At 64.6% G+C, this 11617-nt stretch carries 6 protein-coding genes; 4 read left to right on the forward strand and 2 right to left on the reverse strand.

All coding sequences use genetic code 11. The features are described from left to right. The first annotated feature begins 165 nt into the window (after positions 1–165). From BLS61_RS11380 to lapD, 4 genes are all read left to right on the forward strand, one after another. Positions 166–750 (forward strand): UPF0149 family protein, encoded by a 585-nt coding sequence (locus BLS61_RS11380; RefSeq protein WP_090430857.1) that lies wholly within the window; start codon positions 166–168, stop codon positions 748–750. Positions 751–796: 46 nt separating this feature from the next. Continuing rightward, the gene (locus BLS61_RS11385) at positions 797–1195 is read left to right on the forward strand and encodes a YbaN family protein (protein WP_090430859.1); all 399 of its coding nucleotides are present in this window, start codon (positions 797–799) and stop codon (positions 1193–1195) included. 123 nt (positions 1196–1318) lie between these two features. Next, positions 1319–1999, forward strand: a complete 681-nt coding sequence (gene lapG, locus BLS61_RS11390) for a cysteine protease LapG (RefSeq protein WP_090430861.1) — start codon at positions 1319–1321, stop codon at positions 1997–1999. Positions 2000–2008: 9 nt separating this feature from the next. Continuing rightward, on the forward strand, positions 2009–3949 hold the full coding sequence (lapD, locus tag BLS61_RS11395) for a cyclic di-GMP receptor LapD (RefSeq protein ID WP_090430863.1): 1941 nt from the start codon (positions 2009–2011) through the stop codon (positions 3947–3949). 71 nt (positions 3950–4020) lie between these two features. Here the strand turns inward: lapD and BLS61_RS11400 are convergent, their stop codons facing one another. Together BLS61_RS11400 and BLS61_RS11405 are read right to left on the reverse strand one after the other, a co-directional pair. Next, positions 4021–4362 carry a tryptophan synthase subunit beta gene (locus tag BLS61_RS11400; RefSeq protein ID WP_090430865.1) on the reverse strand — a complete coding sequence of 114 codons (342 nt, stop codon included), beginning with the start codon at positions 4360–4362 and terminating at the stop codon, positions 4021–4023. 124 nt (positions 4363–4486) lie between these two features. Next, positions 4487–11572 carry a T1SS-143 repeat domain-containing protein gene (locus BLS61_RS11405; protein ID WP_244157937.1) on the reverse strand — a complete coding sequence of 2362 codons (7086 nt, stop codon included), beginning with the start codon at positions 11570–11572 and terminating at the stop codon, positions 4487–4489. Positions 11573–11617: the final 45 nt, after the last annotated feature.

Genomic DNA, 11617 nt, shown 5'->3' on the forward strand with positions numbered 1-11617 from the left:
CTCCGAATCGAGCCGCGCATTATGCCGCAGGATCGCCCCCAACAGGGCGCCTGCCCGTCCGAAGCTGTGCAATCGCCACTCGTAGAGCGCCCATGCTGGTCGCAGAGGCAGCGGTGAACTAGAATCCAACCTCGTTTATCTCCCCAGCCTCAAGGTAACCCCACGATGTCCTTCGCTGAGCAACTGTCCCGCCTGCAAGCCTTTCTCGATGCCGATGAGTTGCACGAAGAGGCGTTGGACTACGTGGCCGCCCACGGCTATCTCACCGCCCTGGCGATCTGCCCGGATCAGGTGCCGGAGCGCGAGTGGATCGACGCGCTGTTCGCCGAGCCGCCGCACTACCGCAGCGATGCCGAGCGCGAAGAGATCGAGAACACCCTGGTCCACCTCAAGGCGCACATCGCCCGCCAGCTCGCTGGCGAAGAGGAACCGGAGCTGCCCTGCGACCTGGACCTCGGCGACGAGCCGGACGACTCCGACCTGCGCGGCTGGTGCATCGGTTTCATGGAAGGGGTGTTCCTGCGCGAAGCCGTGTGGTTCGAGGATGCCGAAGACGAAGTCAGCGAACTGCTGCTGCCGATCATGGTCGGCTCCGGTCTGTTCGACGAGCAGCAGGAATTCGCCGAGATCGCCCGAGATCGCGACCTGGTGGACAGCATGATCGACCAGATCCCGGAGCTGCTCACCGCCCTCTTCCTGCTGTGCCAGGCGCCGGAAGAAAAGCCCGCGCTGCTCAAGCCGCGTCACTGACCGCACGAGCCGGGGCAATGCCCCGGCTGCCCGCCAGAGCCTGTCCATGCCGCGCGACATCCAGCCAAGCCGCCATCGCAGCGTCCGCTATCTGCTGCTGGCCATCGGCTGGCTGAGCGTGGCCCTCGGCGTCATCGGCATCTTCCTGCCGGTGCTGCCGACCACGCCGTTCCTGCTCCTGGCGGCCGCCTGCTTCGTGCGCAGCTCGCGGCGCTTCTATATCTGGCTGGTCACCCACCCTCACCTCGGCCCCTGGATTCGCGATTACCTCGAAGGCCATGGCATCCCGCTCAAGGGCAAGGTCTATGCGCTGGGGCTGATGTGGGCGAGCATCGGCTTCTCCTGCTATCTGGTGCCGCTGCCCTGGGCGCGTGCCTTCATGCTGATCAGCGCAGTGCTGGTGAGTATCTACATCCTGCGGCAGAAGACCCTGCCCAGCCCCTGAGCGCTGTACGTAGCCCCCTTTTCTCGACAACCTTTTGACACTGACTCTGCGCCCAACGAAACGACCGGCAAAAAGCCGGCACCTCACCTAGACTTCGACGATCAGGCCCCAGAGACTCGACCCATGCGACGGCTGCGCATTCAGGGATGGCGGTGGCGGCTGCTGATCCCATGGATCGGCGGCGCTTTGCTGGCCGGTGTTTCCCTGGCCAACTGGGATTTCGCCCTGATCATCAGGAATGCCGAGCACCGCTACGGCAACCTTGGCCCGGCGCGCGACCGCCTGCTCGAGTGGGAGGCGCTGATCAAGAGCAGCGCGGCGCTGGCCGAGTCTGACAAGCTCAACGAGGTCAATCGCTTCTTCAACCGCAAGGTGCGCTTCGTCGACGACATCCAGCTCTGGCGCGAAAACGACTACTGGGCCACCCCCGTGGAAATGCTGGTCAAGGGCGCCGGCGATTGCGAGGACTACTCCATCGCCAAGTACTTCACCCTGCGCCGCCTCGGCATTCCCAGCGAGAAACTGCGTATCACCTACGTCAAGGCGCTGAACTACAACCAGGCGCACATGGTGCTGACCTACTACGCCAGCCCGAGCGCCGAGCCGCTGGTGCTGGACAACCTGATCAACGACATCCGCCCGGCGTCACAGCGCAAGGACCTGCTCCCGGTCTACGCCTTCAACGCCGAGGGCCTCTACCTGCCCGGCTCCCATGCCCGCAAGAGCGACTCGAAGAAGCTCTCGCGCTGGCAGGACATCCTGAAAAAAATGCATGCCGAAGGCTTCGCCGTGGGCGAAGGCTAGGAGGAAGACATGTCGCTACTGAAACAACTGTTCCTCGCCATCTGCCTGTTCCTGGTCGTGGCCTTCACCGGCAGCTTCATCGCCAGCGTCGAGACTTCGCGCGAGCAGCTGCTCAGCCAGTTGCGCTCACACGCGCAGGACGCCGCCACGGCGCTGGGCCTGTCGATGGCGCCGCATGTGGATGACCCGGCCATGCTCGAGCTGATGGTCAGCTCGATCTTCGACAGCGGCTACTTCGCCAGCATCCGCGTGGTGAGCATTGCCGACGACCGGGTGATAGTCGAACGCAGTACCGAGGTGCGGGCAGAGAATGTTCCGCAATGGTTCGTCGACCTGGTCAACCTGACGCCCGAGGGCGGCGACGCGCTGATCATGCGCGGCTGGGAGCAGGCCGCCAGGGTCGAGGTGCTCAGCCACCCGCAGTTCGCCCTGGCCAAGTTGTGGGACGGTGCCATCGGCAGCCTGCTCTGGCTGCTGCTCTGCGGCCTGGTCAGCGCCGTGCTCGGCGGCTGGCTGCTGCGCACCCAGCTGCGTCCGCTGGACAACATGGTGCAGCAGGCACAGGCCATCACCCGCCGCGAGTTCCTCACCCTGCCCCGCGTGCCGCGCACCCCGGAGCTGAAACGCGTGGTCCTGGCCATGAACCAGATGGTCGACAAGCTCAAGACGCTGTTCGCCGAAGAGGCCGCACGCAGCGAGAAGCTGCGCGAGGAGGCGTATCAGGACAGCCTGACCGGTCTGGCCAACCGCCGCCAGTTCGATATCCGCCTGGGCAATCAGCTGGTGGTCAACGAGCAGAATGCCGAAGGCTATCTGCTGCTGCTGCGCGTCAACGACCTCGGCGGCCTCAATCAGCGCCTGGGCGGGCAGCGCACCGATGCGCTGATCGGCGCCCTGGGCGAGTTGCTCAAACGTCTGCTGGCCACTCCGGGACGCAGCGAATGGCTGGCCTCGCGCAGCCGCGGCGGCGAATTCACCCTGCTCGCCCCGGGTCTGAGCAGCGATGACGCCGAGCGCCTCGCCGAAGAGATCAGCGAACACCTGGACAACCTGCGCCAGACCGGTGCCAGCGACTGCGACCCGGTCGCCCATATGGGCATCGCAGCGTTTCGACCGGGCGAGGAGCCTGCCGCCGTGATCGGCCGCGCCGATCAGGCACTGGCGCAGGCGCAGAGCAATGCGGCCAGGTGCTGGGAACGCCTCGACGACTTCACCGCGCAGAGTGGCCAGGGCCTGCACGACTGGCGCGGCTGGATCGACGAGGCGCTGAACCAGGGCAAGCTGCAGCTGTATTTCCAGCCGGTGGTCGCCTGCGTTTCGGGCAAGCTCCTGCAACGCAAGGTGCTCGCACGCCTGCTCGATCCGCAGGGCGAGGCCATCGCGGCCGGGCGCTTCCTGCCCTGGATCGAGCGGCTCGGCTGGGCCGCGCGCTTCGACCTGGCGATGCTCGAACATGCCCTCGCCCATCTGTCCCGCCACGCCGAGCCGCTGGCACTGAGCCTGTCCGCCGCCACCCTGCGCGAGGCGGCAACCCGGGACAGATTTCTCGCCCTGCTCAGGAGCCATCCGCAACAGGCGCACCTGCTGACGCTTGAAGTGGACGAACGCCACCTGCCGCCCCCCGCCGAGCTGGAGGCACTGAGCCAGAATCTGCGTGAGGCCGGCTACGGCCTTGGATTACAGCATTTCGGCGGACGCTTCAGCCTGATCGGCAACCTGACCCACCTGGGCCTGGCCTACCTGAAAATCGACGGCACCTACATTCGCGCCATCGATCTGGAAAGCGACAAGCGGATGTTCATCGAAGCGATATTTCGCGCCACCAACAGCATCGATCTGCCGCTGATTGCCGAGATGGTGGAAACCCAGGGAGAGCTGGAGGTGCTGACGGAGTTGGGCGTGCATGGCGCGATGGGCCGCCTGATCGGCGCTCCGGCCCCCTGGCAGTAGGGGCCGGCAGCATGGTGCACCTGTATGGGGTGGAGCCCCGCGGTGCACCGCGCAAGTGGCCGCGAGCTCGATTACACCAGGTGGTGATCGTCGTCGCCGAGCAGACCGCTCAGGCCTTCGATCTCGGCACGGGCGATGGCGCGCTGATCGAGTTTCTGACGAGCGGCCTCGGGCAGGTCGGTATAGCGGATCACCCCGCGTTCGACCAGCACGCTGACCACGTCTTCCAGCACGCGTACCAGCTCCAGGTCGGACTGTTTCAGGCTGTCCAGACGCGCCTTCACCTCTTCCTTGGCGGCCAGCCAGTTGTGCAGTTCCTCGCTCTCGACCGCGAGGTTCTCCGTCATCCCTTCGAAGGGCTCGTGTTCCACCCGCAACAAACGCCCGGCCGCGTCGCGCTGTACGTAAACCATCGGTGCCTCCGGCAAACGCCATAAAGAAAAAGCCCGCCATCCGAAACGGGTAGCGGGCTTACTCTAGTTGAGTGCCGGCTCGGTGAAAACTCCAACGCGCACATCCCTGCGCGCGGTTATCGTCTCAGGCCACCAGTTGATGATTGTCCAACATACCTTGGATGATGTCCGCCGCACTGCCCATGCCGCCACCCAGCAGGGTGTTCTGCAGGGTGATGGTCTGGTCAATGGAGGTGGCGTTCGCCACATCGCCAGAACTGGATATGCTGATCACCGTATCGCTAGCGGTGAAGCTGAAGCTCAGATAGTCATCCAGCACGTCGGGGTTGCTGGCATCGCTGACGCCGACCAGCAGCTGCGACAGATCCAGCTTGTCATCGCCATTGCCGAAGTCCTTGACGATATCGTGGTAGTTGCCGCCCCGATCGGCGGCGGTCCACACGAAGGTGTCGTTGCCGGCACCGCCGATCAGCACATCGTTACCCGGTCCGCCGATCAGGGTGTCGTTACCTGCGCCGCCTTCCAGGCGATCGTTGCCCCCCAGGCCATGGAGCGTGTCGTTGCCGCCCAGGCCCAGCAGCACGTCACTGCCCTCGCTGCCCAGCAGGCTGTCGTCGAGCCCCTCGTTCCCCATCACCAGGTTGGGCGCAACCGCCGCGGTGGAGCCGATGCCGACCACCAGACGCGCCGTGCTGGTATCGCCATCGGGCTGAGTAAGCCGGTAGGTGAACACGTCTTCCTTGCCCAGGTTGGCGTAGCTGGGGTCGGGCGTGTAGGTATAGGCACCGTCGCTGTGCAGCAGCAAGGTTCCCCACAGGCCGGCCAGGGTCTTGGAGGTGCTTACGGCAACGAAGCTGCCGCTGTCCAGCACGCTCAGCGCCGCGCCCTCGCTGCCCTTGCTGTCCACCGCGCCCCAGGGGTGGTCGCTGTACAGATAGTTGTTGCCATCGGTCAGCACGTTGCCGCTCACCGCCGTCGCCGTATCCACCAGTATCGCGGCCGCCACGGTGATGAGGGTGATGTTATCCACCCGGACTCGATAGCTGAGGCTGTTGTTGGTACGGTCGTTGACCTCGAAGTAGAGGCGGTAGGTGCCTTCACCGACATCCTTGCTGGTGATGGTGGTCGAGGTACTGGAGGCATGGCTGCCGCTGTCCTCCGCGACCCAGCCACTGCCGACCTTGCGGTACAGGATCCAGCTGAACTGATCGCCGGAACCGCTGCTGCTGAAGTTGCTGATGCTGCCCAGGTCGAAGGAGACCTTGGCGCTAGCGCCGCTGGCCACCTCGAAGGTGGGCGTAGCCGCCTTGGTGCTGGCCCCGGCGCTGCCGTTACTGTCGATGAGCTGCAGCGCGCCACTCTGGACGCTGACCCCGTTGGTCGAGCTGACCGCGGTGACGCCCCATTTGGCGTTGGCCACATCCATGACGGCGGCCTGGGTGATCACCGTGGTTTCATCGCCACTGACGTTGGCGTTGTCGGTGGTGTCGAATATCCAGGGGTTGTAGTTGGGCCCTGAAGAGGCCGTGTTGGTAGTGCTGGAGAAATCCGCCAGCACCTTGGTCACCGGAGCGGGCGTGACCCACGTCTGCCCGACGATGGCCTGGTTGTAGTTGTCGTAGGCATACACCTCGCTGCTGTCGGTGATGGTCAGCTTCAGCTCGGCGGTGACGGCATCTCCGTCGCGGTCGATCAGGGTGTAGCGGATGGTATCCGTCCTGTCCTGAGCCACATCGCCATTGAAGCCGTAGGTGTAGGCCCCGGTGAGCAGGTTGACGCTGAACGAGCCGCCCCCTGCGGTGGTGAAGGTCAGCGTGTGGGTCGCTGCATCGTAGGCGGCAGAGGCACTGGTGTAGGTCACGCCGTTGTGCGTGATCGCCGCGATCGGCAGCACACCCGGCCCATCGGCACCGAAGCCATTGCTGCCTTCGCTGATCAGGTTGCCGGAAATCACCGTACCGGTCACCGTACCCTGCAGGGTGTCGTTGAGCTGGTTGAGGTTGGAAACCAGAATGGCGTCGGTGTTGGTTCCGGTCTGGCCGTCATAGGCGATCGGGTTGAGCAGGGTCTTGTCGAGATCGCTGCCCAGGCCCATGCCCAGCGCGTAGGACTTGATGCCCCTGGCGTCGAGGAAGGCGATCCAGGCCGCCTCCTCGGTGGCATCGATACCATCGCCGAGATTCGGGTTGTACTGGCTGCCGCTGTTGTTGCTGCCCGGATTGGCGTTGGACAGCGTTGGCTGACCGTCGGAGAGGAAGTACGACACGTTCTGAACGCCGGCACCGGTAAGCTTGCCGGACGAATCGAAGGCGTTCATCGCCTTGATCAGCGCGTCGTCGTAGTTGGTCGCACCGTTGCCGGCATCGTTGGCCAGGGCGGTCAGCCAGGCCTTGGCAGCGGTGGCCGTCATCCAGGCGTTGCCCACGGCACTCGCCGTGCTGGAGAAAGTGACGATACGCACCATCACGTTGCCAAGGTCGTCGTAGCTGTCGATCAGCCGCTGCACCGAGTCCTTGGCCAGTGCCAGCTTGGTGCTGAAGCCGCTGACGCCCGGAGGGGCGTTATCCATGCTGCCCGACAGATCCAGCACCACCATCAGGTTGGTCTGGATGCCCTGGGGTTCGCTGGCGGACTTGGCGATGTCGTTCGGCTGGGCCGGCGAGTCGTCGTCCACGGAAATATGCAGCGTGCCCTGGGCAGTCGAACCATTGCCATCGACCATCTGGTAGCCGAACTGGAAGTCCAGGTTGTTTTCCACGCTGCCCGATAGCGGCGCCGGGTGATCCAGCGGCGCATGCAGCTGGAACTGGAACGCACCGGTCGCAGGATTGGTCAGCGTCACCGTGAACACCGGCTGGTTGGTGCCGACGGTCTGGGCGGTCAGCACCTGGCCATTGCCGCTGACCACATATTCTACCGCCTGGCCGCCGGAGGTCACGCTGGGCAACCCCGAGGGCTGCCAGGCAAAGCTGCCGAACCCGTCGCCGCCGTAGTCGTAACCCAGGGTGCCGGTCACGATGGTCGCAGCGCCGTCATCGTCCTGTACCCCACCGATGATGCCGCCCGGCAGCCCGTCTTCGTCGACGAGATCGAACACGTAGCCGCCGATGGGCTGATTGTTGGCGAAGCAGACGTCCAGCACGGTATGCAGCGGGTCGCCGTCGCCATCGGTCATGCCCAGCTTGAACTGCAGCTGCAGATCCGGCGGCAGCAGTTGGCGCTCGACTTCCAGGGTGAGGATACGGTAGTCGCCGTTGACCGCAGCGAAGCGCAGTTCGCTGAAGCCATTGGTCAGATCGGCCGGGCTGAAGCCGGCATCGAACTGCGCCTGGCCGAGCAGGTTGAAGTTGGTGACATCGTCTTCGCCGGTACCGACCGGGGGCGAGTAGGTGCCCTTGGCCAGCAGGTTGCCATCGGCATCGTAGGCTCTCCAGGCCAGCTTGTCGGCGTTGTTCAGGTTCTGCGCGCGGAACTTGTCGAGCAGCAGCGTGGCGTTGTAGACCGTCTCGCTGAACTTCAGGGTGACGACGTCGCTACCCTTGATCAGGTTATTGTTGACGCCCAGCCCCTGGTTGGACGGATTGACGTTGTCCGGGTCGTTGTTGGCATTGCCGTCGCTGCCGGAAATCGTCAGTTTGAAACCGTCCGTCCCGGTCAGGGTGAAGGATGGGGTCGGGCCGCCGGCGCTGATCTGACGGAAGTCGTAGCCCACAGTCGTCACCGGCCGTGCGTTGACCAGCTCGAAGGTGTAGCTGCCATCGGCCTTGACCGTGAGGACGAAGAACACCTGACCGCTGGACGTGGTAGCCGTCAGCGTCGAGCTGCCATCACCTCCCGGTTGTACGGTGTAGATCAGGCCGCTGCCCTCGGGCGGCTGGCTGCCCGACAGGTCGAAGGCGCCGAAGCCATCGGAGCCGAAGTCGACCTGCAGCTGGCCGCTGACGATCAGGCCGGACACCTCGGTGGCCTGCAGGCATTCAGGCTCGCTGAGCAGTACGGGGCCATCGTCGTCGAAACTGAACATCGAGCTGTTGGCATTGGCCAGGGAGATATCGGCCGAGGCCCGCACCTGGTCGCCATCACCATCGACACGCACCACCTCGTAGCGTAGGCCCAGGCTGTTCTGCCCGGTCAGCAGCAGATCCACCGACTCGTCGAAGGTGCTGTTGTTGCCATGGCGAATCGCCTCGTACAGCGTGGTCTGCAATTGCGCCTCGCCGCTGACCTGCACCAGCTCGATACGCAGGACCGGATCACCACCGTTGGCGTCGCGGCCCACCACGGCGCCTCCTTCCAGGTACAGGGTGATGGCGCCGCCTGCGGTGGAGAACAGGGTGGTGGCCAGGCCACCCTGGGTCGGGAAGCCGACGAAGCTCAGCTGGCTGCTCAGGCTGCCCTGCCCGTCGCTGCCGTAATTGCCGACCGCCTTGAACAGCGCCGTCAGCCCTCCCTCGATACTGGTGACCGCGCGCGCCAGATAGGCCGGCGGGACGTTGCTGTCGGTCTGGCTGTAGGCCTGACCGACTTCGCTCTCGCCAGCGGCATAACGGTCGGTGGCGCCGACGGTCTCGTCGAGACTGACCTTGAGCCCGGCCAGGTCAGCGTTGAGGCACACCGCAACGCTCTGCTGCGGGCCGTCGTCGTCGAAACTGAATACCGAACTGTTGCCATCGGCCAGGGTCACGCGGGCCGAGTCGGTGACCGAGTCGCCATCGAAGTCCGTGCGGGTGACCTCATAAAGCAGTTGCAGCGGGCCACCAGCGGTGATCAGCAGATCGATCGATTCATCGAAACGAGCATCGTTGTCACCGTGACGGATAGCCTCGAACAGGGTCGTCTGCAGCTGCAGTTCCCCGCCGCCTGCGTCGACGATCTTGATGGTAAAGACGGTATGGCCCTGGGTGTCGATCCCGTGCAGCGTATCGCTGCCTGCAGCGAAAAGCTTGACGGCGCCGCCCTCGGTGGCCTGCAGATTGGTCAGCAGTCCGCTCTCGGGAACTCCGACGAAACTCATGTTGCCGAGCGTGGTACCCGCCCCGTCCGCACCATAGCTGCCGCTGAATGCGAACAGCGCCGCCAGGCCACCGACCACGTTGGTCTGAGCCTGTGCCAGGGCACCGGGCGCATCGTCATTGACATAGCCGTCATCGGCATCATTGGCGGCATAGCGATCCTGGGCCCCCACCGTCTCGTCCAGCGCCACCCTGAGCAGACGCGCAGCCTCGGGCAGCGCATCCACGCCAAGCGTCGGCACATCGTCCTCGATGTTGATCACGAACAGGCCACCCAGGCCCTTTGGCAGCACGAGCGGGTCGCCATCGCCGTCGGTGATGTTCAGCAGCCGAGTGAAGTCGATGCCGAAGTAGCCATTCGACGACCACAGCTCGCTGTCATTGCCATCGGCCAGCGGGTGGTCGATCGGCCCTTTCAGCTCGAACCTGAAATCACCATTGGCGAACACCGTCAGCTCGAACACCGGATAACCGCCCGCAGCCGTGGCGACCAGCACACTGGCCGGCTGACCATCGACCATCTGTTCACTGACGGCATAGTCCAGAGCCGCACCGCCAGACTTCAGCCCCTGCGGGCCGAGCACGGCGCTCGCTGCCTCGCTGTCTACCAGCTTGAAGCTACCGGCACCGTCGGCACCGAAGGCAACCAGAGAGGCCAGGCTGGCGGCGCCGGTAGCCGTGCTGACGACCAGGGTCTGACCGCTCTCCTGATTGCCCGGATTGGGGGTCTGCAGCTTGTCCTCATGCACCGTACCGCCGATCTTGCCGCTCCAGCTGGCCTGGATGTTGACGTCGTTGTAGTCGTTGTCGCTGTTGCCGTTGTTGACGTCCTCCCAGTTCTGGTTGCCGGGCGCAGCATTGTCCTGCACATGGGACTTGCTGTTGGGATTGAGCGCCGGATTGTCGAACAGCACATGAGCGCCACCGGCACCCTCGAGCGGCGTGGCACCGGCAAAGGCCTTCCACTGCCCATCGACCAGCTGGAAGGTTACCGCTGTGCCATTGGCGACTGCGTTGAAGCCGCCATTGGGAATGATGAAGAAGCCAACCTGGCTCGGGTCCAGGCCGTGAAGGGTGATCGAGTCGCCGTCGCCGAGACTGGTGGTGTTGCCCCAGACGATCTGACCGCTGAGCGGAATGCCATCCGGGCCCTTGATGTAGTAGCCATAGCTGTTGAAGTAGGACGCATCGCCCCCCTTGTAGGTCAGGGTCAGGCTGTAGCCGTTGGCGCCATCGACCAACTGGGGCACGTCGTCCTGCACGTTGATGACGAACAGGCCAGCGGCATCGGCAGGCATTTGCAGGGGGTCGCCATCGCCATCGGTGGCGGTGATCAGCTGGGTGAAATCGATGCCGAGCACCTCACCGTTGGACCACAACTCGTCGTCGTCACCATCGCGTAGCGGATGGTCGATGGGGCCCTGCAGCTCGAAGTGGAAGCTGCCGTCGGCATAAACCTTCAGGGTGAACACCGGGTAGCTGCCCAGGCTTGCTGCGGATACCGCGGTCAGGGTACTGACCAGCTTGCCGTCGACGAGGGTTGCCACCATCTGGTAAGCCAGCCCCTCGCCCCCGGACGTCAGCCCCTGGGCGTCCAGCAGCCCCTTGGCCACACTGCTTTCGACCAGACCGAAGACGCCGGGGCCGTCAGCACCGAAGGAAACCAGCGCAGACAGGCTGCCTGCGCCGCCTAAGGTGCTGATCACCAAGGTCTGGCCACCGCTGTCGGGATTGCCGCCATGCGGCAGGGACAGCAGGTCTTCATGGACCGTTCCGCCAATAACCGGGCGCTGCGGGTCGACGGGTTTGAGCACCGGCACATCGTCTTCCACGTCGATGACGAAGGTGCCGGCCTTGAAGCCCCCGGCAATCGGGTCGCCATCACCATCGGTGGCGATCAGAAAACCGGAGAAATCCAGCACCAGGCTGCTGCCGCCGAGGGTTTCGCTGTCATCGCCATTCTGCAGCGGATGATCCAGCGGGCCTTGCAGCAGGAATTCGTAGCTGCCATCGGTACCCACCGTCAGGGTGAAGATGGTCTTACCGCCGGCTGTTGCCGTCAGGGTGGTGCCATCGACAGATACTGAATAGCTCAGCGCCTCACCACCCGACTTCAGCCCCAGGCCTTCCAGAGCCGTCAGGGCGCCGGTCTCGGTACTCAGCTTGAAGCCGCCACGCCCGTCGGCGCCGAAGTTCACCAGCGCATCCAGGGTGCCGGCACCACCGCTGACGCTCAGCACCTG

The organism is Ectopseudomonas guguanensis (genome assembly GCF_900104265.1).
GTDB classification, from domain to species: Bacteria; Pseudomonadota; Gammaproteobacteria; order Pseudomonadales; family Pseudomonadaceae; genus Aquipseudomonas; species Aquipseudomonas guguanensis.